Source organism: Variovorax sp. F042, from assembly GCF_057814215.1.
Genome location: NZ_JBVASX010000003.1, coordinates 56128 through 81062 on the forward strand (window position 1 = coordinate 56128; position 24935 = coordinate 81062).

General features: G+C 67.5%; 18 protein-coding genes. All 18 read right to left on the minus strand.

Going from position 1 to position 24935, the window contains the following annotated elements:
* Positions 1-23: 23 nt before the first annotated feature.
* The 18 genes from ACZYSP_RS13205 to tssF all read right to left on the minus strand — a co-directional run bounded on the left by ACZYSP_RS13205 (position 24) and on the right by tssF (position 24928).
* Positions 24-818 (minus strand): PP2C family protein-serine/threonine phosphatase, encoded by a 795-nt coding sequence (locus ACZYSP_RS13205; protein WP_489014613.1) that lies wholly within the window; start codon positions 816-818, stop codon positions 24-26.
* Positions 819-858: 40 nt separating this feature from the next.
* Positions 859-2550, minus strand: coding sequence for a type VI secretion system-associated FHA domain protein TagH (tagH, locus tag ACZYSP_RS13210; protein ID WP_489014615.1), 1692 nt, complete (start codon positions 2548-2550; stop codon positions 859-861).
* Positions 2551-2639: 89 nt separating this feature from the next.
* Positions 2640-2810, minus strand: coding sequence for a hypothetical protein (locus ACZYSP_RS13215; RefSeq protein ID WP_489014617.1), 171 nt, complete (start codon positions 2808-2810; stop codon positions 2640-2642).
* A gap of 6 nt (positions 2811-2816) precedes the next feature.
* Positions 2817-4109 (minus strand): TIGR02270 family protein, encoded by a 1293-nt coding sequence (locus tag ACZYSP_RS13220; protein WP_489014619.1) that lies wholly within the window; start codon positions 4107-4109, stop codon positions 2817-2819.
* A 10-nt stretch (positions 4110-4119) separates the two neighbouring features.
* Positions 4120-5013: a hypothetical protein gene (locus tag ACZYSP_RS13225; RefSeq protein ID WP_489014621.1), complete on the minus strand. Its 894-nt coding sequence runs from the start codon at positions 5011-5013 to the stop codon at positions 4120-4122.
* An 18-nt stretch (positions 5014-5031) separates the two neighbouring features.
* Positions 5032-6177 (minus strand): PAAR-like domain-containing protein, encoded by a 1146-nt coding sequence (locus ACZYSP_RS13230; RefSeq protein ID WP_489014623.1) that lies wholly within the window; start codon positions 6175-6177, stop codon positions 5032-5034.
* Complete coding sequence (locus ACZYSP_RS13235) at positions 6174-7220, minus strand: hypothetical protein (protein ID WP_489014625.1); 1047 nt, start codon at positions 7218-7220, stop codon at positions 6174-6176. The genes ACZYSP_RS13230 and ACZYSP_RS13235 overlap by 4 nt, the downstream gene beginning before the upstream one ends.
* On the minus strand, positions 7217-8344 hold the full coding sequence (locus ACZYSP_RS13240; protein WP_489014627.1) for a DUF2169 family type VI secretion system accessory protein: 1128 nt from the start codon (positions 8342-8344) through the stop codon (positions 7217-7219). The genes ACZYSP_RS13235 and ACZYSP_RS13240 overlap by 4 nt, the downstream gene beginning before the upstream one ends.
* A 16-nt stretch (positions 8345-8360) precedes the next feature.
* Complete coding sequence (locus ACZYSP_RS13245) at positions 8361-8855, minus strand: DUF6484 domain-containing protein (RefSeq protein WP_489014629.1); 495 nt, start codon at positions 8853-8855, stop codon at positions 8361-8363.
* A 21-nt stretch (positions 8856-8876) separates the two neighbouring features.
* The gene (locus ACZYSP_RS13250; RefSeq protein ID WP_489014631.1) at positions 8877-11255 is read right to left on the minus strand and encodes a type VI secretion system Vgr family protein; all 2379 of its coding nucleotides are present in this window, start codon (positions 11253-11255) and stop codon (positions 8877-8879) included.
* 57 nt (positions 11256-11312) lie between these two features.
* Positions 11313-11708, minus strand: a complete 396-nt coding sequence (locus ACZYSP_RS13255; RefSeq protein WP_489014633.1) for a DUF4150 domain-containing protein — start codon at positions 11706-11708, stop codon at positions 11313-11315.
* 9 nt (positions 11709-11717) lie between these two features.
* A complete protein-coding gene (locus ACZYSP_RS13260) occupies positions 11718-12353 on the minus strand; it encodes a DUF3540 domain-containing protein (RefSeq protein ID WP_489014635.1) in 636 nt (211 codons plus the stop codon).
* A 40-nt stretch (positions 12354-12393) separates the two neighbouring features.
* Positions 12394-13440, minus strand: coding sequence for a pentapeptide repeat-containing protein (locus tag ACZYSP_RS13265; protein ID WP_489014637.1), 1047 nt, complete (start codon positions 13438-13440; stop codon positions 12394-12396).
* A gap of 2 nt (positions 13441-13442) precedes the next feature.
* Positions 13443-16079, minus strand: a complete 2637-nt coding sequence (locus ACZYSP_RS13270) for a DUF2169 family type VI secretion system accessory protein (RefSeq protein WP_489014638.1) — start codon at positions 16077-16079, stop codon at positions 13443-13445.
* A 16-nt stretch (positions 16080-16095) separates the two neighbouring features.
* Complete coding sequence (locus tag ACZYSP_RS13275) at positions 16096-18939, minus strand: type VI secretion system Vgr family protein (protein ID WP_489014639.1); 2844 nt, start codon at positions 18937-18939, stop codon at positions 16096-16098.
* Positions 18940-19272: 333 nt separating this feature from the next.
* Positions 19273-21978, minus strand: coding sequence for a type VI secretion system ATPase TssH (gene tssH / locus ACZYSP_RS13280; protein ID WP_489014640.1), 2706 nt, complete (start codon positions 21976-21978; stop codon positions 19273-19275).
* Positions 21975-23039, minus strand: coding sequence for a type VI secretion system baseplate subunit TssG (tssG, locus tag ACZYSP_RS13285; RefSeq protein WP_256216773.1), 1065 nt, complete (start codon positions 23037-23039; stop codon positions 21975-21977). Before tssG ends, tssH begins: the two co-directional genes overlap by 4 nt.
* A complete protein-coding gene (gene tssF, locus ACZYSP_RS13290) occupies positions 23036-24928 on the minus strand; it encodes a type VI secretion system baseplate subunit TssF (RefSeq protein WP_307615282.1) in 1893 nt (630 codons plus the stop codon). Before tssF ends, tssG begins: the two co-directional genes overlap by 4 nt.
* Positions 24929-24935 lie beyond the last annotated feature (7 nt).

Here is a 24935-nt window from a genome sequence, read left to right on the forward strand (position 1 = left end):
GACGGGCGTTTTTCTTTTGGGGCTCAGGTGTCCGTCGATGCGGCGTTCTCGGGCATCAGCCGCGTCGCGTCGTCTTCGTCGTCCTCGATCACCCACAGCGTGAGCGCCGTGTAGTTGTCGTAGCCCGGCTTGGCATTCGCCTTGACCTGCGCATCGATCAGCTCGGTCCACTGGCTGGGTGTGCGCGAGGCATGCAGCGTGTCTATCAGGCACTCGTCGCCCAGCGGCTCCCACACGCCGTCGCTGCACAGCAGCAGCACGTCGCCGGGCAAGAGGCGCATGCGGTCCGACACCGCGATGTCGGGCGCCTCTTCCACCGAGCCCAGTGCCGACAGCAGCATGTTGCGCTGCGGATGCAGCCGCGCGCCTTCTTCGTCGAGCATGCCGCCGGCCACCATCTGCTGCACCAGGCTGTGATCGGTGGTGCGCGCCACGATGGCGCCGCCACGAAACAGGTAGGCCCGGCTGTCGCCGCTGTGCACCCACGCCAGAGCCTGGCTTTCGAGGTCGATGGCCGCGAACACGATGGTCGAGCGCATGCCCGCGAGCTTGCCGCCCTCGGCCTGGCGCGCCACCACGTCGAGGTTGGCCTGCTCCACCAGGCGGCGCAGCGTGGTTTCGTCGAGCCCCGGCGCCGCCGAGAAGCCGCCGAGCATGCTGCCGCGCGCGGTGGCCGCCGCCACGTCGCCGCCGCCGTGGCCGCCCGCGCCGTCGGCCACCAGGCAGGCGACATAGCGCTCGTCGTGCCAATGGCCGTGCACGTCCTCGTTGTAGGTGCGGCCTCCCTGCCGGGAGAGCGTGACGATTTCGATTTCCAAGCGGGGTGCCTCGCGGGTGCTGGGGTTGTTTTGATTCTTTTCAGGCGTCGGACTTCAGGCGTGCCATCTGCTCTTCGTAGGCCTCGAGGAAGGCCTTGCCGAAGAGGCTGTGGAAGTCGTCCTCCGCCTCGCTCGCGATGCCGCCATAGAGCGACACGAACTGGTCCCAGAGCTTGGCCTTGCGGTTGGCGCTGAAGAGCGCGTCGAGCGCCGACTTCGCGCTGATCTTCTTCTCCAGCTCCGCCGGCTCGAAGCGCCCGATGACATGGGCCAGCGCCGCGCGCATGCCCACCATCACGCCGAATTGATGCGCGCGCAGGTCGTTGAAGGCATCGCGCATCGCGGCCTCGGGCGGCATGAAGCCACGCACGCCGGGCCCCAGCAGATGGGCCAGCGCCACCTCGACCGTGGGCGAGAACTTCAGCGGGTTGTTGGCCTGCGCCGCGATCATCGTGACCTCGGCGCGCACCTCGCGCTTGAACTCCTGGCGCGTGAGCAGCAGCTGCAGCGTGCCCTCGGTGGCGCTGCGCAGCATCGAGCCGATGCGCTCCATCAGGCCCGGCGTGAGCATCTCGGGTGGCTGGTGCGTGCTGGCCAGGCCGCGCAGGAAGGCGGCGAGCAGCTCGTCATCGGTGGCGATGCGCTCTGGCGGCGGCGTTGCCGCGGTGCGCCTGGCTGGTGGCGCAGGCGCGATGTCGATGGGCGGCGGCAGCGACTCGGCGGGCCTGCCGGAATTCTCCGGCCCGCTGATGCGTATCGGCTGGCCGGTGATGTCGTCGAACTGCGCCAGCGCTTGCACGGGCGCCGGCGCAACTACCGGAGGCGGTGCAGGCGGCGGAGGCGGCGGTGGCGGCTCGATGGCCTTCGGCGGCGTGAAGCCGAACTGGTCGATCGGCAGATGGTCGGAGCGCGGCGTGGGCGTACGCGGCGCCGCGTGCTGCAGCGCGGCCAGCGGATCGGCTTCGGAAGCGGTGTTGGGCTGCAGCAGCGGATCGGCCAGCGGCGACAGCGCAAGCGGATCGCCGCCGATGCCGCCGCCACTATTGCCCATGCCGCCGAACAGCTCGTCGATGCCCGCGGCCTTGCCGTGCGCGGGCGGCGCGCCGAGGTCGGAGAAATCGTCGAGCGCGCCAAGACCGGCCGCCGGCGTCGACGACGGCGTGGGCCCCAGCAGGTTCGCGAACGGATCGATCTGCGCGGCTTGCACGTTGCGCGATCCGCTTTCCATCGGGTCGGGGAACAACAGCGAATCAGGCAGTGCCGTGGCAGGGGTTGGGGCGGGCGCTGCCGCTGGTGCTGCCGGCGGCGCGAGGCCCGCCAGCAGGTCGGCAAAGGGGTCGTCACTCGAAGGTGCGGCTGGCGCGGCCATGGCAGCCCCTCCAAGCACCGTGTTCGGGATGGCCAGCGACGGCGGCGCGGCGGCCGTCACGCGCACCGTGAGCTCGAAGCTGCCCACCACCAGCCGCGCGCCATCGGTCAGCGCGGCCTCCTTGCCCGAGCCCAGCGACACGCCGTTGCACTGCATAGGGTTGCTGCCCCGGTCGATGACGAAGTACTGCCCGTCGCGGCACAGCACCTGCGCATGCACGCGCGAGACCGTGCGGTCCGGGTCGTCCAGCACCAGCGTGTTGGTGTCGGCCCGGCCGATGGTCCCGCCATTGGGTCCGAAGTCCGCGGCAATGGCCTGCCCCGCCGGAGCGCCTTGCCGGGTGATGACAGCGATATGGATCATGAATCGGCCCCCGAAGGCTCTGTGCCTGAATGCGCCCGAACAAACTCGCAAGGAGTATTCATTCCGTGGGACATGTTGGCAATCTCGCCTTAAGAGGTATGCCATTGCAGCCAGGCAGCCACGGCGGTGAAGATGAGGGCGATGAGGAGCCAGGTGCGGGTGGCGGAGTCGACTCGGCGTGGCACGCCGCGCAGCCACCGCGCGGCAGCCGCCACCGCGAATGCGATGGCCACGGTCGCGAGGATGAACGGGGCGCGCATGGGTATTCAGGCCTCCGACTCGTCGAGCCAGCGCTGCTGGCGCCAGGCTGGCACATCCGTCGGGAAAAGCATCGTGCCGGGCCGCAGCAGGCACAGATATTCCGACGCCGCGCGGCGTTGCCGCTGGCAGCCCTCCTTGCGCACCCGCAGGGTGTGCTCCCACGATGGCGGCGCGCCCATGAAATGGCGAACGCCCGCCGTAAAGCTCTGCGCGCGGGCGGCCCACCAGTCGGCGACTTTCCCCGCATCGGGCCAGGGCAGGCCGTCGTCCTCGTCCAGGGCCCCATCGCCGTCCGCGGGGTCGTCCACCGGTCCGGTCTCGATGCCTTCGGGCGGCCTGCACTCCAGGTCGTGCACCGCGAGATCAATGCCGGTGATCAGCGTGAAAGACTCGCCCGCCAGGCGCGACAGCTCCGGGGCTTCCATCCGGTCGATCAACCACGGAACCCATTGCGGATCTCCACTCACGCCGAGGCTGCGGATCAATGCGCGGACATCCGCCTGCGCCTCGAACAGCGACTTCAGGATCGGCACCGCCTGCTCCGGTGCTGTGAGCTTGAGCAGCAATGCGATGGCTTGCGCGCGATGCGGTCGGCCTGTCTGCGCCTCCTGCTGCAGCACTTGGGTCGCCGCGTGCCGGTCGCAGAGCAGGACCGCCGAGCGCGCGGCCTGAAAGCGGCAGCCGGCGTCATCGTCGGCAAGGGCGCGCACACAGGCGTGTTGCAGATCGAGCCTGCCGCACTCGCCGGCAACGCGCAGCGCCTGTGCACGCAGCAACGGATCGGGGTCCCCGAGCGCCGTCACCAGCGCCGCGCCCGGATCGACGCGGTGCGCATCGCAGGCCAGGATGCCGACCATGCGCTGGAACGCCACCGGCGAGGCCAGCAGCTTGCCCGTGATGCCGCGCAGCGACGGCGCGGACACCCATGCAAAGGCCGACAACACGCCGGGCCGGCACTCTGGCAAGGCCTGCGCCAGTGCCAGGACCTTGTCGAGACAGGGCCCGTCATGCGTGTCGAGCGCCAACGCAGTGGCCGCGAAGAGTTCGCCGGGGCCGGGCGTGGCCAGCGCCTTCGCACACAAGTGCGCGCCGTACTCACCCGCCACGGCCAGCCCGTCGAGGTGCGCAGCCAGCCGGTCATCAAGGCGGCGCAGGTGATGCAGCCTGACATGCGGCGCGTCGACCATGCGCGCTCGCACGTGGAAGAGCACCGCGCACTCTTCCACATGCTGTGCAACGACAGCCGGAACGGGCCTGTTCAGGGCCACGCCGACCGTGTCCGCCGCGCCGGAGTTCATGGCCTTGCGCTCATTCCCAGCGGCGCCACGCGGCACCGTCGAACGAACAGATGTTCTGCTGCCCGATGGACCACAGCACGCCTTCGGCATCGGTGAGCTTGTAGCAACTGTCGGGCGCGTCGGGGCCGAAGTCGACCGGCACCAGCACGTCGCCCTGCAACTCGTACAGCGCGCTCATGCTCGCCACGTACAGGCGGCCCATGAACCAGCGCAGGTCCCAGAAGTCGTCGATCAGGCCGTCGGTCTCGAGCACATCCCAGTCCTGCCCCCGGCCGCGCAGCAGCGTGCCCGACTGGCCGCAGGCGTAGACGTTGCCGTCTCCGGCGCAGCACACGCCGCTGAGCACGACGTTCACCGGGCTCGGCCCCTGCGTCCACGCGCCGCTCTGCCAATGCCAGATCTCCCCTTCCCAGCCGACCGCATAGAGGTCGTCCGCGCCGAAGCCGTCGATAGCCTCGAAGCCCGCGATATCGTCGTCGCCGTCGGCACCGGGCGCATGCATCGCGGTCCATTTCCCTTCGCCCGCGCGCCGGAACACCTCGCGGTTCATGCCGCAGGCATAGGCATGGCCGTCGATGGCGGAGCAGGCACGCAGGTCGAAGGCGTCGCGGATCTTCTCGCTCCCTTCCTGTCCGCCTACATAGGTGAAGACCTTGCCGTCGCCCGACACGGCGACGAGCTTCTCGGCTGGCTTGCGCACGAAGCACATGCCCGCGGCGCGCCAATCCACATCGCCGGCGCCGCCGACGGCTCCCTTGTAGATACCGCCGATGCGGGTGTGCGGCACCTCCTTCTTGTGCAGTTTCTTGTCCTGCATGGCCACGTACACCAGCTCCGCCGTGCGGGCCGCGGCGCGACTGAACAGGTTGGCCTTGGCCATTTGCAGCGTCTGTGGTTTCGCCATCGTTCGATCTCCGTTGAATCAGGGAAGCGGCGGACCCAGCGCCTTGAGCGGGTTCAGCTTGGCCTCGCTCGCCACGTCCGACCCCGAGGGCGAATGCTTCACCTCGGCGTCCTTCAGGTCCTTCGAGCACATGTCCTTGTGCCCTTCGTTCAATTGCGCCTTCAGGCACTTGTTGCTGCAGTTCGATGACTTGAACACTTTCTGCGCGCTCTTCACGCAGAGGTTGAGTTCCTTGGCGAACGACTGCGTCGTGCCGGCACCCACCTTCTTGCCCATGAACTTGTGGGCGGCATGGCGCAGGCCGTGGCTGCCCTCGGTGTTGCTCGGCCCCTCGGCGCACATGCAGGGTGCGGCGCTCATCTTGTATTTCTTCCAGCCTGGCAGCTTCTTGCCCTTGGAGACCGAGCCCGTGTAGAAGGAGCTCTTCGGAATGACGTGGTCCGGCGTCTGGCTCGGGCAGCAGCCCTTCACGCCGTCTTTCTGCGCGTTGTAGGGCACCAGCCGGCACTTGCGCGCGCGCAGGCACTTGTCGGCCGCTTCCTTGCCCTTGATGGCATCGAGCGACATCTTGTTCCAGTCGGCGCCGCGTCCGCGCTGCTTCTTGATGCCGATGTTCATGCCCGCGGCGGCGCACACGTTCTTCGTGCCCTGCTTCTTGAAGTCCTTGCAGGCAGCCTTCTCGCGCTTGACCTCCTTGTCGCACGCCGCCTTGGCCGCACCGGGCGCCATGGACTCCAGGTGTGGCCACGGAATCGATTCGTTGCCCGGGTACGAACTGTGGTTGTGCGTGGTGATGTCGAGGTGACGCACCACGTTCTCTCCTTCCACAAGCACGTCCATCGACCAGCGCGAGAAATAAATCTTGCCCGTGTTGGTGCTCGTCAGCAGGCCCTTCTTGGGCGCACAGCCGGCTTCGTCGCCGCTGCTGCGCTTGAAGTAGCTCTTGTTCTTGAGCATCACCTGCTGACCGGAGATCTCGACGGTGGTCGAGCCGTCGGTGGTGTCCGACGAGAAGCCCGTGTTCGGATACGGCAGCGGCACGCCCGGCGGGGTGGCTGGCGTTTGCGGCGGGGTGAAGCAGACATCCGGGAATGCGCACATGGTCTTGCCGCTCGCGGCCTTGCACGAGATCTCCATGGCATTGGCGAAGACCTTGTTGCTCACCGGACGTCCTCCGCCGCGTCGCGCCACATCACAGCGCAGGCCCGCTGCCCTGAATCGTTCGCCATGTGCGCCAGCACGACTGGCCCGGGCGCATACCCCCGGCGGCATGCGGCATCTGCCACCGCCAGCACCGCGACGCCCGCCACGGCCCCCGCTTCGCCGATGCACTCCGCCGGATGCCAGATATCGAAGCTCTCCTTGCGCTGGCGCAGCGTGCGCGCGAGCGCAAGCGTCGCCTCCTTGAAGTAGTACTGCTCGCCCGAGAGATCGGTGACGCGGTAGTCGATGTCGTGCATGGCGCAGCCGGCTTGCGCCAGCCCCGCTTCGATGGCCGCGCTCAAGCCGTCGCCGCGCAGTGGCTCTTCCGTATCGATGTGCGCCTTCTCGATGCCGAACCCGATACCGGTGCACAGCAGGCCGCCCTCGCCCCCCGGCAGCCCCAGCAGCAGCGCACCGGCGCCTTCGCCGGGAATGAAGCCGTTCGAGTTCTCCGCGGTCAGCAGGCGGTGATCGCGATCGTAGGCGCCGAGCGTCGGCCAGCTCAGCAGGCTGTCGGCGGCAACCACCAGCACCTGCGGCACGCCTTCCTGTCCGATCAACCTCTGCGCCTGCGCCAGCGCCACCAGTGCGCCCACGCGACCATGCGCCACCACGAGCGAATCGCTCGAGAAGCGCGCGCCCAGCAGGTCCTGCAGTTCCTCGAACAGCAGGTCGTCCAGTCCTTCCAGGCGTCCCGGCCGCTCCTGCTCGGCCACGCACAGCAGCAGAGGAATTTCATCCCACCGCTCGCGCGCCACGCCTGCCAGGCATTCCTGCGCCGCCAGCGCTGCCATGCGCACGAGCTTGGCGCGCCCGCGCCACGGCTTTTCGAGCGGCACCTCGTGCGCCATGATCCGCTCGCCGTCCGAGTCGATGAAGCGCGTCTCGCTCGGGTTGGTGACCTTGGCGCGGATCGCCGCGCAGGACGCGGCCGCATTCAGCCCCACACTGGTCACGAGGCCGGTGCGCCGGATGGCGATGGCGCAGGGTTGCGTCGTGCTCATGCCAGTTCGTCCTCCTCGGCGTCCTCATTCTCCATCGGCACCATGATGACGGGGATGGGAAACGGCGTGGCATCGCGCTGCTGCCACCACTCGCGCCCCTTCTTGCCAACCATGACCTGCGCGATCTCGAAGATGTCCTTCCTCAGCGGCCGCGTCATGCGCCACGTGAGGCTGAAGCGTCCTTCGTCGGGCTCGATGACCACCGTGTCCAGCGTAGCTGTGTGGTCTTCGCGTTCGCCGTCGCGGGTGAACACATGCACCGGCGCCATCAGGTGCGGAATGGTGAAGCGTGTCAGCCCCTCGGGCGTCAGGTTGGCCAGCAGCACCTCGACCGGGCCGTGGCGGAAATGATCGAGCGGCACCTGCTGGTCGAGCGGCGCTGCCTGGAAATACTGTTCGTCGAAATCGGGCGGCAGGAAAGGAAAGTGCTTCTCCTGCCACGCCTGGTCGTAGGTGCCGGCAAAGCGATAGCGCGGGTCCCATCCGCGCCCGACCGGCCCGAGGGCCATCGGCCGGTAGTTGCCGTCGGGGCTGCGCACGGCACGGTCGATTTCTTCCGTAGCAGGCAGCGGCTGGCCTTCGACCCACTCCACCCGCATGTGCCTGTGGAAACCGCGGCCGACAGGGTTGGCCATGAAGGCGGCGTGCTGGCCCGGGTCTTCGTGCATCAGGTCGGTGCCGCCGAAGGCCACGTCGTATGAAACCGGCTGCCGTACGAACACGCCCGGCGGCGTGGCGCCCACACCGGCCAGCCCGCACTCCCACTGGCGCGGCCCCACCACGGCGAACGTCTTGCTCCAGTTGCCGACCCGCAGGCCCACCTCGACGCGCGCCGCGGGCCGCCCGCGCGGTGCGTACGCGCTGCCGAGCAGCAGGATGTCGCAGCGCGGCTTGCGCGGCGCGAAATCCACTTCGTACACCGGTGCGGACAGCCCCGGCGCGCCGGTGAAGGTGTCGGCCATCACCAGCGGCAACTGCGTCTCGTGCAGCGCGATGCTGTCCGGCGCATCGGGCGGCGGGATGCGGAAAGTGCCCTTGGCAACCACCACGAGCAGTTCCCGTCCGCTCTGCTCGACGCCCAGGTTGAAGCCCGCGACCATGCGGGTGGCATTGAGAAGTTCCACGCGCCGTCCTTCGCGCTCAGTTCAATTGCACCGAGCCACCCTTGACCCGGTTGACGCCCGTCGAGCGGCTCGACACATAGCTGCCCTGGATCAGCACCTTGCCAGCCCGTGTGAGCGTGATGCTGGCCTTGCCGCAGCGCAGCACCAGTTCGTCCTTCGCGCTCACCAGCATGCGCTCGCCATCGGCATCGACCTCCACCTGCGCCGGCGCATCGGGCAGCGGCCAGCCCTGCGCGCCACGCAGCACACCCATCACGATCGGGCGTGCCGGATCGGCGTGCTCGAACATCAGCACCACGCGCTGGCCGATATGCGCGCCGTGCAGGTCCACCACGCTGCGCGCACGCACGGCCGCCGTGCCGGGCTGCCCTTCGAACATGACGAGCGGCGTTAGCCCCTCGTCCGCGATGGCGATCAGCTCGCCGGTCGCCACCGGGCTCCATGGCGCGATGGCCGCGGGCTCTCCCACCACCGCCCCCAATTGCGCTTCGATCAGGTCCCTGCCACTCATGGTCGTTCTCCTTGAATGCCGTCAGTTCTGAAGGATCTTCGAACCCTTCATGAGGATGTTTCCGCCCGCCTTCTGGTTGATCTTTCCCGAGGCATCGATCGTGATGTCCTTGCCCTTGATGACGATGGTTCCGTCCTTCTTCATCGTGATGCTGGCGCTGCCCGTGGTGATGGAGATGGAATCGCCCGCCTCGATCACGAGGTTCTTGCCCACGGAAAGCGAGTCGTCCTTGCCTACGCTGGTGGTCCGCCCCGCGGTCACGGCGCGCGACTCGTCGGCGCCCACGTTGGTCGACAGGTTCGCCCCCACGTCCACCGACCGGTTGGCGCCGATCGTGCTCGACTGGTTGGCCCCCACATTGATCGTCTGGCTCGCCCCCACCGTCACCGCCTGCATCGCCCCCACGGTGATCTCCTGCGCCGCGCCGACGGTGATGGTCTCGTTGATCCCCACCGTATGCGTGCGCTGCAACGCCACCGTGGCCGTCTCGCTCGCCCCGACCGTGATCGTGCGGTTCTGACCGATGGAGATCGTCTCGTTCAGATCCACCGTCTCCGTGCGGTTCTGGTGGATCGTGATGGTCTCGTTCTTGTCCACCGTTTCCGTGCGCTGCCCGTGCACGGTGATGGTCTCGTTGTTGTCGACCGTCTCGGTGCGGTCGTGCTTCACGTGGGTGGTCTCGTCGTGGTCGATGGTCTTCGTGCGGTCGTGGCCGACCCAGTGCGTCTCGTCGTTCTCGACCTCTATGTCCTGGTTCTTCTCGGCATGCAGGTACACCTGCTCCGCGCCCTTCTTGTCCTCGAAGCGGAACTCGTTGCAGTTGGCCGCGCTGCCCTTGGGCGTGGAGCGCGTGCGAAAGCCGCTTTGCGTGTGGGTGCCGAAGGGAATGGGCTGGTCGTCGTTGTAGACGCGGCCGGTAATCAATGGCCGGTCGGGGTCGCCGTTGAGAAAGTCGACGATCACTTCCTGCCCTATGCGCGGGCAGAAATACCCGCCCCAGCCCTTGCCGGCCCAAGGCTGCGACACGCGCACCCAGCAGGTCGACTTCTCGTTGCTCTTGTCGTAGCGATCCCAGTGAAAGTGCACCTTCACGCGGCCGAAGTCGTCAGCGTGGATCTCCTCGCCGGCCGGCCCGACCACGATGGCCGACTGCGGCCCCGGCATCACCACGCGCGGCGTGAGGCGCGGCGGGCGGAACGGCATGTCGACCGGAAACACCGTTAGCAGGAAGGCGCTCGCGCCCAAGGCACCGGAGCGCAGCGACGGCATGCGCTCGGCCACGGCCTCGAACGCGGGCAGCGTGCCGTCGAGCACCGCGTCGTCGGCCAGCGCCTCGCGCAGCAGCTCGACCACCGGGGTGCGCGGCGTCTCGACGTCGGCGCCTTCGTAGCCGGGGTGGCTGACGACGAAGGTGCAGGCGGCAATCACGTAGTCGCTGTCGCGTGTGCCGTCGGGGTCGTTCTCGAACTTGAAGCTGCGGCCCGCCGCCGCGTCGGGCCACGGCGTAAGGGCCCAGTGGCGCTGGCGGCGCGCGCCGATTTCCTCGCCGCGCAGCTTGCCCTTGTCGTCGGCGTCGCCGCCGGTGAAGTAGCCGCCCGCGAACTCGAAGGCCTCGAACTCGGCCAGCTCGTGTTTGTCGGGCTCGCCTCCGGCGGCTTCGAGCTTCTTCTTGATGGCCTTGAAGTCGCTGTCGGCCGAGGCGTACTTGCCGGTGTCGAACTGCCGCTCGCTGACCCAGCGCGACACTTCGTTGAAGCGTGCCTCGGCCGCGTCGCCGGACACATAGCGCAAGGTGCTCGCCGCGGGCAGCTTGTCGTGTGCCATGTCGCTCGCATCGGACAGATGCATGGTGCCAGGCGCGTCGTGCGCGTCGAACCAGTAGTAAATGCCTTCGTCTTCCAGCAAGCGCGATACGAACTGATAGTCGCTTTCCTGGTGCTGCACGCAATAGCGGCGCGGCTTGTGGGTGCCGACCACGTTGTCGGTCCTGGTTTTCTTGAAGCGCTTGATCGGGCTGTCCTCGAACACCGCGTCGAGCACGTCGAGCACCGGCTTTTCCTGCAGGATGCGCGAGTTGCTGCGCTTGGTGAGCAGCCAGAACCACGAGCGCAGCGTGAAGCGGTATTCGAAGTAGCGGCCCACATGGCCCGCGCGCACGAAGCGCACCGCGTGGCCCTGGCAGTGCCGCTCATGCTTGCCGCCGTCGATGTCCTCGAAGTCGATCACCACGTCGAACGCCCGCCCGAGGATGTCCTTGGCGTCGATGGCCTTGTTCTCCGACAGCACGGTGAGTTCATACGTCGACGGGCGTGCCAGCGCCTCGTGCCCCACGATGCGCCAGAACATCAGGTCGTCCTTGGCGGGCGAATCGCTTTCGATGCGGAACTCATGATCAGCCATTTGCGGCTTTCTCCCCTTGCGCCGGTACGGCGGCCCGGCTTCGCTCTGTCAGTTCCTCTATGGCGCCAGCAGCAGCACCAGCGTCTGGCTGGGCACCACGCGCACACCCGGGCAGTTGGTGCTGTTCTGCAGCGATACGCTGGTCAGGCGCGTGGCGGGCATGCCGTTGAGCAGCACCGTGAAAGCGCCTGTCAGATGGCGCGAAGGCCCCATGACCGAGCCCGAGGCCACGCCCATGTTCACGCCCGCGTTGTCGCCATTGGTCATCGGGATGGTGGTGCCCAGGTTGTGCGCCGGCGTGCACATGAAAAGAATCGTGGGGCAGTTCGGAATGGCCATCGGCCCCATCGCGATGTTGGGGTACGGAATGGGCACTGGGCCTGCCGGCGTGGGCGTGAGGCACACGTCGGGAAAGCCCATGTCGGTGCCCATCATCTGGGTGTTGGCGAACATGGGATGGCCCTAGCCCAGGTGGATCTGCGCGCCGCGCGCCTTGACCAGCTTCTCGCCGTCGATCAGGGCGTGTTCGCTGTGGATCTGCAGCAGCTGCCGGGCCTGCAGTTCCATGTGCCCGGCCTGTGTGCGGTCCAGCCCCTCGGTGCTGCGCATGTGCTGCTGGCTGTGGTGCTGCACGCGGTCGAACAACGTGGAGAGCGTGGCGCCGATGGCCTTGACTGCGCTGCCCACGAGGTTGAGGCGCTCGCCCGTCGCATCGGCCTGCTCGCAATTCAGGCGCACCTGCGGCGCGGCCAGCGACAGGGTGTCCCGCGCGTTGACGCTGACCCGTTCGGCACACAGCTCGAGCGCGCCCTGGCCTTGCAACTGCATGTCCTGCGCTCCGCTGCGTTCGAGCACGGCCATCACCCACCACTGCTGCTGGTCGTCGAGCAGGGCGGCGACGGCATCGCCCGCCTGCAGTGCAACCAGGCAGCTGAAGGCCTGTCGTGCCTGGACCTGGCGGTCGCCGACGTGCAGCGAAACGGCCTGCGCCGAAACCTCGCGCACCAGGGCGCGGTGCCAGCCGGCTTGCGTAGAGGGCGGCTTGTGAGGCTTGTGCGGCGTGGAGGCCGCGCGGCGGGTGGAAAAGGTGGTGCTCATGATGGCCTCGGAGTGAATGGCATTCGATCGATGTGATCGGTCAGGCGGGCGCCCACTGCTCGGCCCGCGCGAGGTCGGCGTCGGTGCCCAGCGCCTGGGTGCGGTCCGTGAACTGCGCGTCTTGCAGCAGTGCGCCATGGAAGGCGGTGCGAAACAGCTTCGCGTCGCGCAGGTCGGCGCCTTGCAGGTCGGCGTGCTTGAAGTCGACATAGGTGCAATCGGCCTGCACGAACAGCGCGCGCGGCAGTTTGGCTTGCGCGAAGTGGCACTGGTGCAAATGAGCCGCGGCGAAGTTGGCGCCCGGCAGTGCGGCCTGCGTGAACAACGCCTGATGCAGACGGGCCTTTGCGAACCGCACCGATTCGCCCGCGACTTCGCAGAAAACGGCATGCGGTGCGTCCACATCGCTGAAGTCGCAGCCGTCCAGGGTGCTGCCCTGGAAGTTGCATTGCGCGAGCTGGGCGCCGGAAAAGCTGCTGCCACTCAGGTCAGCGCTCGAGAACTGGCAGGACGCATAGTTGCCGCCCCCGAAGTGCTTGTTGCGCAGGCTCACATTGGAGAAGACCACTCGGGTCATCGGCGCGCCCATCCATGTCATCTGGTCGAGATCGCACTCGCTCACCACCGTGTGCGTCCAGCGCGACTGGTCGGCGTTGACATCGATCAGCCGGCATTTCGACAGCACGGTGGCATCGAGCTGCGCACGCTGCATGCCGGCATGGTCGAGCGCACAGGCATGCAGCTTGGCCATGCCCATCCATGCATCGCCGAACTGCGCATGGGTCAGGTCGCACTCGTTGAAGGTGGTGGCATGCAGGTTGGCACCGCGAAAGTCCGCGTGGTCCAGCTTGCAGCGGTTGAACACCGCATGGCGCAGGTTGACGCCGGCGAAGAGGGCGCCGCCCAGGTCGCACTGGTCGAACACGGTTTCGCGCGCGTCGGCTTCGCGCAGGTCTGCACCGCCCCAGGTGCAGCGCGTGAAGATGCCGCCGCCCAGGAACGCCTTGGCATAGTGGCCGCCACTGAAGTCCTGGGCCTCGAAGGTTTCGCCCAGGCCCGCGCCCAGCGAGAGGAGTTCGGCGCTCACCCTCATGACGCACCGCCCCGGGCAGCGCTGCGGGTCGCGGCGAGCGCCTGTTGCTCTGGCGTCAGGCGCGGCCATGTGCGCGAACGCGTGATCAGCGCACCTTCGAACTGCGTGTCGCCGCTCAGGGCCACGCGCGTGAGATCGGCGGCGAACAGATTGGCTTTGCGAAAGTCCGCGCCGATCAGGTCGGCATGCGAAAAGATCGCGTCCTGGCAATTGATGCCCGCCATGCGTGCCTGGGCGCAGCGCGCCTTGCGAAAGAGCGTGCCCCTGGCAGAAGCCAGTCGCAGATCGGCGCCTTGCAGGTCGGCCATGCCGAGGTTCGCGGCATCGAGCCTGGCCCGGGGCGCACGCAGCCCTATGGCGCTGCACTCCCCGAGGTTGGCGCCGGTCAAGTCGGCGCCGCTGGCGTCCAGCCCGTCGAGGACGGTGCCTTTCACGAACACCACGCCCTTGGCCTGCGCGCCGACCATGCGCGCGCCTTGCAGCCGGCAGGTGACGAAGGTGGCTGACTGCAGCGTGGCCCCAGAAAAATCCACTCCGCGCACATCGCACTCGATGAAGCTGGCGCCGCTCAGATCGGCTTCGCGCAGGTCCAGACCTTGCAGGTCCAGCTTGTAGAAGACGCCGCCGGCCAGTTGCGCGCAGCCCCAATCGGCCGGGCCCCATGTGGTTTCGAGCAGGTTCGCACCGGCCATGGTGGCATGGCGCATCTGGGTCTGCGCCAGTGCGGTGTGCATCAGCATCGCGCCACCCAGGTTGGAACGGTCGAACACCGCGCCGGCCAACTTGGCGCGCCCCAGGTTCGCGCCGGTGAAATCCGATGCCACGGCAATGCAGCCCTGCATGTCGGCATGGGCCAGCACGGCGCCCGTGAAGTTGCAATCCGAGATGTTGGCACCGCGCAGGTTGGTGCTTTCCAGCCACGCGCCGGAAAAGTCGAAGCCGCTGAGGTCCAGCCCCGAGAGATCGACGCCCGTGAGATCCATGCACGGCAGCGTGCGGTGCCCGTGCTCCGCCAGCCACTGCGCCTCCTGCCTGCGCCCTTCGCCTTCCTTGCCTTGCAGCGGATACGCCGGCGGCTGCATGTGGGCCGACTGCAGGTAGCCCAGGCGCTCGACGCCTTCCTTCTGCCGCAGCTTGGCCAGCAGTTGCGCCTCGGGCATCGGCAGCCTGCCGCCCTGCGCCTTGAGTTCGGCCAGGTGCCTGTCGGCGGTGTAGAGCGGCGGTCCGCGATGCACCAGGTCGGCCAGCTTCACCTTGTGCTCGTCCTCGAAGCGCAAGACCTTCTCGAGCTGGGCGACCATGTCGTCCACCGCGGCCCAATGCTGCTGGTCGGCCTCCTTCTGCTTCGCCTTGATGTACGCCGGCAGTTCGCCCATGCCCGGCGGCTTTTCGCGCATCGGCATCTTCAGGCCCATGGCGTCGGGGTCCTTGCCATCGGCAATCAGCTTCTCGCGCGCCAGCGCCACGTCGATCTCGGCACGCCGGAACTGCGCATCGCCCTGCAGGCCGTCCATCTTGAAGACGGCGCTGGCCTGATCGAAATCGGGGTCGGTGGTGTCGATGCCGTCAGGCAGCAGGTCGGCATCGTTCAGGCTTTCGATGCCGCCATGCACCGGGTCCAGCCGCTTCGCAAGCACGTCGGCGTAATGAGCGTCGCCACGCGGCTCGCCAAGGCGCTCGACGGCGCACATCAGGTGCGCGATGTCGGTGCCGTCGTGCTCGGCCACTTCGGCCAGGCCGTGCCAGACCAGCACCATGCGTTCGGCCTCGGGGAAGAACCACACGGTGGTCAGGCGCATGGGCACTTCCTTGAGCTTGTGCACCTCCGCGCTCGAAGCGACCTTCTCGGGAGGCAGTCTGTAGTTGGCGAACACCCGCACCTTCAGGCCCGGCAGGTTGCCCTGCAGCAGAGGCGTGGCAGGGTGCATGTTCTCCAGCGCGAATGCTTCGTCGCCGCGCAGAGGTGCGTCGAGCCACTGGTCGCGCGGCGCCATGTTGAAGTGGCGCCAGTCGACATCGGGTGGAAAGCCCGGCGCATGCGTCTTCAGGTAGCTGTCGTCGTAAGTGCCGCGCAGCGCGGCGCGCTGCGGGTGCATCACATCCAGCGCGCCGAAGCCCGCGGGCCGCACCACGTCGCCCGGTGCGCTGACGCGCGAGTCCGGCAATTCGAGCAGGGGCAGCGCATGCACGCCGTCCACGGGGGCCGCCCCCATGCCCTGCATGTTGTCGGCAAAGCCGGGGCCGCCGTAGGCATGGGCCCAGTCCAGCGCCACGGGCTGGTAGACCTCGGACTGCACGACGCGGTCGCCGTCCCAGTGGCGCGGTGAAAAAGCCAGCACCGACTTGACCGCATTGCCGAGCCGCGCGCGCGCCACGGCGCCCCGTGCCTTCGGGTCGGCGGCATGGACGCGGCCGACGATCATGAACTCGGACGTCAGCTTGGCGACACCTTCATCGATAAGCGGCACCGCCATGTGCTTCGCCACGCAGTCCCACATCGACTGCTCGCGCAGCAGGCCGCCGGACGCCGACATCGGAACGAACAGCATCGTGCTCAGGCACAGGCCGGCCTTCGACCGGTACTCGATCGGCCTGAAGCTCAGCGCAGCGGTGTTCGGCTTCTGTATCTGCATCTCGCGCGTGTCCCTGCTATTCGGGCGCCGAGGGCAGCGCCTGATTGCCGGCCGGTGCGGGGGCCGATACCGGCATCGGCGGCGCCGGCACGGTGCTGCCAGGCGGTGCGGCCGGGCCTGACACGGCGTTGACCGGCGCGCTCAACGGGTTCCCGTCGGTCGTGAATGCCGCGGCGCGATCGGCGGGGTCCGAATGCAGCCTGGCGTTGTCCGGGTCGTACCAAGCCCTGTCGCGCCGCGCATCTGTAATGGACTTGGCAGCGGCCAGCCGCGCCGACAGACTGCTGAGCCCGAGGGTTTGCGCCTGGGCCGCCGCCTCATTCAGCGCCTTCGAGGCGTTCTCGTACTGCTCGTAGGTCGCGTTGATGTCGACCACCGAAGACACGGCTGAGTAGGCCACCGCACCGATGGCGGCTCCGATGGACGCGCCCATGGCAAACGCCCCGCCCGCGCCTCCGCCGGCACCGCCGCCCGGCATGATGACCTTGGTGGCCCGCTGCTCCACGTCCACCGGAGAGATGCTCAGGTCCACGCCCGCGAAGCCGAGCTTGAGGGCCGCCGCCGTCTCCATCTGTAGGGCCAGGCAGGAGGCCATGCTCAGGCCCATCATGGTGTCGATGGACAGCCCCATGAAGGTCGAGCGCGCCATCCCCATGTTGGCTTCGCTGTTCACGCCGATGTAGCCGCTGGAATTGGGCCCCAGCACCGTGGTGTTGGAGCCGGCCGACGTGGCGTTGATGTTGCCCACTGCGATCAGGTTCAGGTCGGAGTTCGACACCGCCTTGATCGCATTGGAAAAGATGCTGTGGCTTCCGGCCGATGCGTCGGTGCGATCGGCGTTGGTGGTCATCTTCATCGCGCCGACCGAGGCCATCGCGACGCCGGCGCCCGATGTCAGGTTGACCGCCGCCACAGAGTTGATCGTGATCGACTGCGAAGTCTGCGAATAGGCGCCCACGCTCGTCAGCGCATACGTGGCATTGGTGTGCGTCGACACCGCGCCCACGACCACCGTGCTCTGCGTGCCCTTGGTGCCGATGGTCTGGTTGCCCAGCGTGGTGGTGAAGGTGTTGTCGTCGAACTTGTTGGTCTGCGCCTTCACCACGTGGTTCATCTGGGTCTTGAGGACCGTGTGGCTTTCCTTGCCCTCGACGGTGATGGTCCGGTCGTGCTGGACGGTCAGGCTCTGGTCGTTCTCGACCACGGTGCTCATGTTCTTCTCGGCGTGGATGTTCAGGGCCTCGCTGCCCTTCTTGTCCTCGAACATGATCTCGTTGTAGTTGTTCACGCCGCCGCCGGGCGTGGAACGCGTCTTGAAGCCGCTCTGCGTGGGCGACTTGTAGGGAATGGGCTGGTCGTCGTTGTAGACGCGGCCCACGATGACGGGCCGGTCGGGATCGCCGTTGAGAAAGTCGACGATCACTTCCTGCCCGATGCGCGGCGCGAAGTACCCGCCCCAGCCCTTGCCGGCCCATGGCTGCGACACGCGCACCCAGCAGGTCGACTTCTCGTTGCTCTCGTCGTAGCGGTCCCACGGAAAGTGCACCTTCACGCGGCCGTGCTCGTCCACGTGCAGCTCATCGCCCTTGGGGCCAACCACGATGGCGGTCTGCGGGCCCGGCATGGTCACGCGCGGCGTGAGGCGTGGCGTGCGGAACAGCCGGTCCGTCGGGATCACCGTGAGCAGGAAGGCGCTGCTGCCGGTCTGCGCGGCATGGAGCGCGGGCGTGCTGGCGATCAGTTCGTCCAGCACCTGCAGCGTGTCGGCGTTGACTGCATCGTCGCGCAGCACATTGGCCAGTGCGCTGCGCACTGGCTGTGCCGCCGCGCTCGCGCTGACGCCTTCGTATCCGCGGTGGCTGGCGACGAAGGTGCAGGCCGCGATGATGTATTCGCCGTTGCGCGTGCCGTCGGGGTCGCCCTCGTACTTGAAGCCCCGGCCCGCGGTAACGTCGGGCCAGGTGGTGATTGCCCAGTGGCGGTCGCGGCGCGCGTTGAGTTCGTCGCCGCGCAGCTTGGCGCGGTTCTCGGCATCGTCGCCGGTGAAGTAGCCCCCCGGAAACTCGAAGATTTCTAGGCCCGCCAGTTCGTGCGAGGCCGATGCATCGATGTCCGAGCCCAGCTTCTTCTTGATGGCCTTGAAGTCGCTGTCGCGCGAGGCATGCTTGCCGGTGTCGAACTGGCGCCCGCTGACCCAGCGCGAGATTTCGTTGAAGCGCGGCTCGGCGGCGTTGGTGGCCATGTGGCGCAGGGTGTCGGCAGCGGGCAGCTTGTCGTGCGCCATGTCGCTGGCGTCCGAAAGGTGCATGGTTCCGGGGGCGTCGTGCGCGTCGAACCAGTAGTAGATGCCTTCGTCCTCGAGCAGGCGCGAGAGAAACTGGTAGTCGCTTTCCTGGTGCTGCACGCAGTAGCGGCGCGGGTTGTGGGTGCCGACGACGTTGTCGGCCTTGGTTTTCTTGAAGCGCTTGATGGGGCTGTCCTCGAACACGGCATCGAGCACTTCGAGAACTTTCTTTTCTTGCAGGATGCGCGAGTTGGCGCGCTTGGTGAGCAGCCAGAACCACGAGCGCAGGGTGATGCGATATTCGTAGTGCCGTCCCATGTGGCCGGCGCGCACGAAGCGCACGGCATGGCCCTGGCAGTGGCGCTCGTGCGTGCCGCCGTCGGCATCCTGGAACTCGATGACCACGTCGAAGGCATGCCCGAGGATGTCCTTGGCCTCGATGGCCTTGTTCTGCGAGATCACCGTAAGCTCGTAGGCCGACGGACGCGCAAGCGCCTCGTGGCCGACGATGCGCCAGAACATCAGGTCGTCCTTCGCGGGTGAATCGCTTTCTATGCGGAACTCGTGGTCGGCCATTTTTTTCTCTTGATGGTGGTGGCGTGTCAGTCAGTCAGGAAGACATTCGGGGTGCGTGCGAATGACACCGGGTACTCCCCTCCGCGAATGTCCCCCGCCTTCGGCTCCTCCTTTATTTCGCTGCGGGGAGCACCCGATGCCATTCGCACATGGACGCGGCTGTGGTGCTGGCCGATCAACCACCGATGCGAACAACGATCACGCCGATGGGGTGCCTTGCGCAGCGAAATAAAGGAGGAGGCCGCAGGCCGGGGGACATTCGCGGAGCAAGGCACCCCGTCGGCGTGATCGCACCCCGAACCAGCGCAGCGAATAAAAGAGCAAGACGACATCTCAGTCGAACGCGTAAGTGAAGTCCGCATCCTTCACGTCCAGCGCAACACGGCGGATCTCCCCACCAGAGGCCAGACGCTGCAGATACTCGACAGAAATCGTAGGCAGCACGGTGTTGGTAAGGATCGCGTCGATCACGCGCCCACCCGACTCCGGGTCCTGGCACCGCGCGACCACCTGCTCGACCACCGCTTCGCTGTACTCGAAGGGCACGCCGTGATTGGTCTCGACGCGCTTCTTGATGCGCCCGAGCTGCAGCCGCACGATCTTCTTCATCATCTCGGGCGACAGCGGGTAATAGGGAATGGTGACGATGCGGCCCAGCAGCGCGGGCGGGAACACCTTCATCAGCGGCGCCTTCAGCGCATCGGCTAGTGCGTTGGAGTCGGGCAGCAACTCGGGGTCGCGGCACATGCTCATCACCAGCTCGCTGCCGGCGTTGGTGGTCAGCAGGATGATCGTGTTCTTGAAATCGATCATGCGGCCCTCGCCGTCTTCCATCCAGCCCTTGTCGAACACCTGGAAGAAGATCTCGTGCACGTCGGGGTGGGCCTTCTCGACTTCGTCGAGCAGCACCACGCTGTAAGGGCGGCGGCGCACCGCCTCGGTCAGGATGCCGCCTTCGCCATAGCCCACGTAGCCCGGAGGCGCGCCCTTGAGCGTGGAGACGGTGTGCGCCTCCTGGAACTCGCTCATGTTGATGGTGATGATGTTCTGCTCGCCGCCGTACAGTGCCTCGGCCAGCGCCAGCGCGGTCTCGGTCTTGCCCACGCCGGAGGTGCCGCAGAGCATGAACACGCCGATCGGCTTCTGCGGGTTGTCGAGCCGCGCGCGCGATGTCTGGATGCGGCGCGCGATCATTTCCAGCCCGTGCTTCTGGCCGATGACGCGCTGGTTGAGCGTGTCGGCGAGCTTGAGCACCGCCTCCACTTCGTTCTTCACCATGCGGCCGACGGGAATGCCGGTCCAGTCGGCGACCACCGAGGCCACGGCCTGTTCGTCGACCGAAGGCAGGATGAGCGGCGACTCGCCCTGCACCGCGTGGATCCTGGCCTGCAGCTCGTGCAGCTCGGCGAGCAGCGCGGCTCGGTCGTGCGCGGGCTCGGCGGCGGCTGGTGCCGCATCGGTGGCAGCAGCAGGCGTATCCACCGGCTTGTTGCCCGCGCGCAGCTTGCTGCGCAATTCGAGCAGCCGGTCGACCAGCCCCTTTTCTTCCTGCCAGCGCGCATTGAGCGCATCGAGCTGCACCTTCGATTCGGCCAGCAGCGCGGTGACCTGTGCTGCGCGCTTGGTCACGTCGATGCCGATGGCTTCTTCGCGGCCGATGATTTCCTGCTCGACCGTGAGCCCTTCGATGCGGCGCATGCAGTCTTCCACCTCGGGCGGCGTTGCGTGCTGCGACACGGCCACGCGCGCGCAGGCCGTGTCGAGCAGGCTCACGGCCTTGTCGGGCAGCTGCCGCGCGGGAATGTAGCGGTGCGACAGCTTCACGGCCGCCTCGATGGCCTCGTCGAGCAGCTGCACGCGGTGGTGCTTCTCCAGCACGCTGGCCACGCCACGCAGCATCAGGATCGCCTTGGTCTCGTCGGGCTCCGGCACCTGCACCACCTGGAAGCGACGGGTGAGCGCCGGGTCTTTCTCGATGTACTTCTTGTACTCGGCCCACGTGGTGGCACCGATGGTGCGCAGGTTGCCGCGCGCCAAAGCCGGCTTCAGCAGGTTGGCCGCGTCGCCCGTACCTGCCGCGCCGCCCGCACCCACCAGTGTGTGGATCTCGTCGATGAACAGGATGATGGGCGTGGGCGAGCTCTGCACCTCGTCGATCACCTGGCGCAGGCGTTGCTCAAATTCGCCCTTCATGCTCGCGCCGGCCTGCAGCAGGCCGATGTCCAGCGTGAGCAGCTTCACGTCTTTCAGCTGCGGTGGCACGTCGCCGCGTGCGAGGCGCTGCGCAAAGCCTTCGACCACGGCCGTCTTGCCGACGCCGGCCTCGCCGGTGAGCAGCGGATTGTTCTGGCGGCGGCGCATGAGGATGTCGACGATCTGGCGGATCTCTTCGTCGCGGCCCGTGACCGGGTCCATCTCGCCCTTCTTGGCCTTCTCGGTGAGGTCGACCGCGAACTTCTTCAGCGCGTCGCCCTTGCCCATGGCGGCCGGCGCCATCGCGCCCGAATCTTCGCCGGGTGCGCCGCTGCCCATGCCGGTGCCGTCCTGCGCGCGCATCTGCGATTCGGGCGAGGCATCGCAGATCTTCGCGAAGTTGTCGGCCAGGTCTTCGACCTTGACCTTCTCGAACTGCTTCGACAAGCCGAACAGCGGGTTGCGCAGGCTCTGCGTCTTCAGCATGCCCACCAGGATGTAGCCGGTGCGCACCTGCGCCTCGCCGAACTGCAGGGTGGCATAGGTCCACGCGCGCTCGATGGCGTTCTCGATGTGCGGAGAAAAGTCGCTGATGGCGGTGGCGCCGCGCGGCAGGCGGTCGAGCGCGGTGGTCATGTCTTTCGCAATGACCGACACGTCGAGCCCGTAGTGCTGGATCACGCGGTGCAGGTCGGAGTCCTGCGCCTGCAGCAGCTGGGCGAACCAGTGCTCCAGCTCCACGTACGGATTGCCCCGCATCTTGCAGAACACGGTGGCGCCTTCGATGGCCTTGTAGGCCAGCGAGTTGAGTTTGCCGAAAAGGGCGGTGCGGCTGATTTCACTCATGAGGGACTCCGTATCTCTTCTGAACGAATGAAGATGGGTTTGTTGAAAGACTGGTTGCCGATGCGCACGTCCGCCGCATCGCGCGAACGCTTGCGCTGCCCGAGCCACGACACCCAGCCCAGGCGCGGTGCATTGCCCTTCGCGTCGCCAAGGCGCGTGAGCGGAACCTGCGCCTTCTCGAGCACCAGCTCGGCGTCCCACTCAAGCTCGTCGCCGAGCAGCTGCTGCATCCAGCGCTGCAGCACGGGGCGCGCATTTCCGATGGGAAGGAACATCCGGTACTGCTCCAGCGTGAGCGGGCCCAGGTGCAGGCGCACGCGGTGCTGGCGGTCCCAGGCGCGGGTGCCGAGCATGGCGCCCATGCCCATGGAGCGCGAGCTCTCGCCCTGCCCCAGCCGCGTGAGCTCTGCCACCGGCAGGCTCATCCAGTGGCCGACCCAGCGCTCCAGCTTCACGGGCACGCCGAAGTAGCTGCACAGCACCGACTCCACGCTTTCCACGTTGTGCACGCGGCGCGCGAGCCAGCCCGAGAAATGCAGGCGCGCGTCGTCATGGATCTCGTCGCGGTCCACGCGGCCCGGCGTACCGATGCCGACCAGCGCACCGACCTGCAGGCGGAAGCGGTCTTCGCCCGGCCGGTCGAGTGCCACGGCCGGCCGCGACTGTGCCCACGCGCGATAGAAGTGCAGCGAGAAGCGGTGCGAAAAACTGTCTAGAAAGGCCAGCCACGTCGGGTCGCCATGGTTCAGGCTGCGCTCGCGAATGAAGTCGCTCAGGTGCACCGGCAGCGGACCATTGGGGCCGATGTAGCTGAAGAAGTGCTGGCGCAGGCGCGGCGGCGAATAGGCTGTGGCGGGCTCGAAGCGGCTGAAGCTCGCGGGCGCGAACGAGAGCGATGGCTCCTGCCCCACGCGCACCGGCTCGGCGCTCGGCAGCAGCGCGCGGCCCCAGCGCGGCGTGGTCTTCGCGACGGACTCCAGCCGGCGCATGACGGCAAAGTAGTCGAACGACCACGGCTCCGCGGACCACCCGCGCAGCGCGTTGTCGACGCGGGTGCTCACAGAATCTGTCGCGTCCCGCACAGCGGCCTCCAGCGCATGGTCTCGCCCTTGCCCGCGATGCGCAGCACGGTCTCGACGAAATGGTTCACCTCCACATGGCGCGACAGGAAGCGCGCCAGCACGGCCCCGAACAGGAATGCGCTGTGGCCATGAAAGGCGTCCTTGTCGACTTCGAGCGTCACCTCGAGCCCGCGCCCGAAAGCGATCGGCCCCTTCAGCGGCAGGCGGCGCGCAACCGGCTTGCACTTCACCGACAGCAGGCCGCGCACCTGGCCCTGGCGCATCTCGTCGGCATGCACGGCATAGAGCATCAGCGTTTCGCGCAGCGCGGCCGCGCCCTGCTCCGGCGTGCTGTCGGACAGCGACAAGTAGTTCAGCGCAAGGTGATCGACCACGCGCCACCCCAGCCCCTGGCTCACCACCGGCGACACCGGCCGCGACGGCCCGCGCACCATGCGCACGCGCTGCACGGGAAATGAATCGACGCAGTCGAAGTCGTTCTCGCGGCCCAGCGGCATCAAAAGCGGCAGGTCGCGGTTGGTGCACAGCGCCGTCACCGCCAGCTGCCGCAGCGTGGCCGCATACGGCGCCTGCTGCGGATCGACGATCTGCATGTAGACCTCGGAGCCGATGTGGCTGCTGCGGTTGCCCTCGGTGCGCTGTCGCACCGACAGCATGCGCGGCTCGCGCGTGGTCGTGAAGTAGGCCGGGTGGCTGTTGCGGCTGCCGTGAAAGGCCGAATAGAAAGGCCTGAAAGGTTGCTCGGCCGCGACCGCATCGGCACCGGGCGCGCCGTGGCCGATGACCTCGGTGATGGTGTGCACCTCGAAGTCCTGGGGGCGCGTGCGATCGGGCACCAGGTGGAACTGGCTCACGCCCTCGGTCATGGGCACGCGGTCGAGCCGCTTGCTGAACAGGTTGACGGCGGGCACGCAGTGCAGCTGCACGTTGTCGGCGCTCACCAGCTTTTCGAGTGCTGCGTCGCCGCGCGAGAACAGCAGCACGATTTCGACGTCGGTCACCGGCATGGCCGCGAGCAGCGCCTGGAGCCCGCCGATGCGCACGAACTGGAAGCGCTGCGGAAACGCGAAGTACTCCTGCAGCAGCCTGAAGCCCGAGAAGCCGGTGGCGGTGGTGGGCAGCAGCGCTTCGTCTTCTTCGAAGCCGACCGCGCCGATGGCGCTGGCGGGCAGGCTCTGCGCCGCGCCTTGCAGCGCGCCGCTGGGCGCGAGCGGCCGCACCAGCACGCCGATGGGCTGGCCCAGCGCGCATTCGTGCAGTTGCCAGGCCACGTCTTCGGCACCGCCGAAGTGCAACACCAGATCGTCGAGTGCGATCTGGCTGAAGTTCAGGCCGGCCGTGGCATGCAGCGCAATGCGCAGGCCGCCGCGGATGGAACGCGACTGCGGGTGCGTGTTCAGCGGCAGGTCGGGCGCGTAGGTGAAGTACTGCGCGCGCTGCACTTCGATGGGCCAGATGCGCAGCGCACTGGCCGTGCGGAATTCGCAATGCGTGTTCTGCCCCACCGCTTGCCGTGCGCGCAGTCCGCTGCCGCGCGGCAATGTGGGGCCGGTCGCAAGGTTCGCGTCGTCGGGGTCGGGCACGAAAGACACGACCACCATCGCCGGCGTGGGCGAAAGAAAGTGCGGATAGACGATGTCGAGCAGGTGGCCCGTAAAGCGCGGGTACTCGGCATCGAGCTTCAGGCCCACCCGCGCCGAAAGAAACGCCGTGGCCTCGATGAGCCGCTCCACATACGGGTCGGCCACTTCCTGGCCCTCGATGCCAAGTCGATGCGCAATCTTTGGAAATGCCCGCGCGAACTCGGAAGCGCTTTCGCGGAAGTAGCGCAGCTCCTGTTCGTACAGGCTCAGCAGCCGAGGGTCCATGCGGGAC

Excerpts from the sequence above, each read along its gene's own strand:
- tssH (WP_489014640.1), bottom strand. The coding sequence starts at position 21,978 with ATGAGTGAAATCAGCCGCACCGCCCTTTTCGGCAAACTCAACTCGCTG.
- ACZYSP_RS13235 (WP_489014625.1), bottom strand. The coding sequence starts at position 7,220 with ATGAGCACGACGCAACCCTGCGCCATCGCCATCCGGCGCACCGGCCTC.
- ACZYSP_RS13255 (WP_489014633.1), bottom strand. The coding sequence starts at position 11,708 with ATGTTCGCCAACACCCAGATGATGGGCACCGACATGGGCTTTCCCGAC.
- tssF (WP_307615282.1), bottom strand. The coding sequence starts at position 24,928 with ATGGACCCTCGGCTGCTGAGCCTGTACGAACAGGAGCTGCGCTACTTC.
- ACZYSP_RS13245 (WP_489014629.1), bottom strand. The coding sequence starts at position 8,855 with ATGAGTGGCAGGGACCTGATCGAAGCGCAATTGGGGGCGGTGGTGGGA.
- ACZYSP_RS13220 (WP_489014619.1), bottom strand. The coding sequence starts at position 4,109 with ATGAACTCCGGCGCGGCGGACACGGTCGGCGTGGCCCTGAACAGGCCC.
- tagH (WP_489014615.1), bottom strand. The coding sequence starts at position 2,550 with ATGATCCATATCGCTGTCATCACCCGGCAAGGCGCTCCGGCGGGGCAG.
- ACZYSP_RS13260 (WP_489014635.1), bottom strand. The coding sequence starts at position 12,353 with ATGAGCACCACCTTTTCCACCCGCCGCGCGGCCTCCACGCCGCACAAG.
- ACZYSP_RS13215 (WP_489014617.1), bottom strand. The coding sequence starts at position 2,810 with ATGCGCGCCCCGTTCATCCTCGCGACCGTGGCCATCGCATTCGCGGTG.
- ACZYSP_RS13225 (WP_489014621.1), bottom strand. The coding sequence starts at position 5,013 with ATGGCGAAACCACAGACGCTGCAAATGGCCAAGGCCAACCTGTTCAGT.
- ACZYSP_RS13270 (WP_489014638.1), bottom strand. The coding sequence starts at position 16,079 with ATGCAGATACAGAAGCCGAACACCGCTGCGCTGAGCTTCAGGCCGATC.
- ACZYSP_RS13250 (WP_489014631.1), bottom strand. The coding sequence starts at position 11,255 with ATGGCTGATCATGAGTTCCGCATCGAAAGCGATTCGCCCGCCAAGGAC.
- ACZYSP_RS13275 (WP_489014639.1), bottom strand. The coding sequence starts at position 18,939 with ATGGCCGACCACGAGTTCCGCATAGAAAGCGATTCACCCGCGAAGGAC.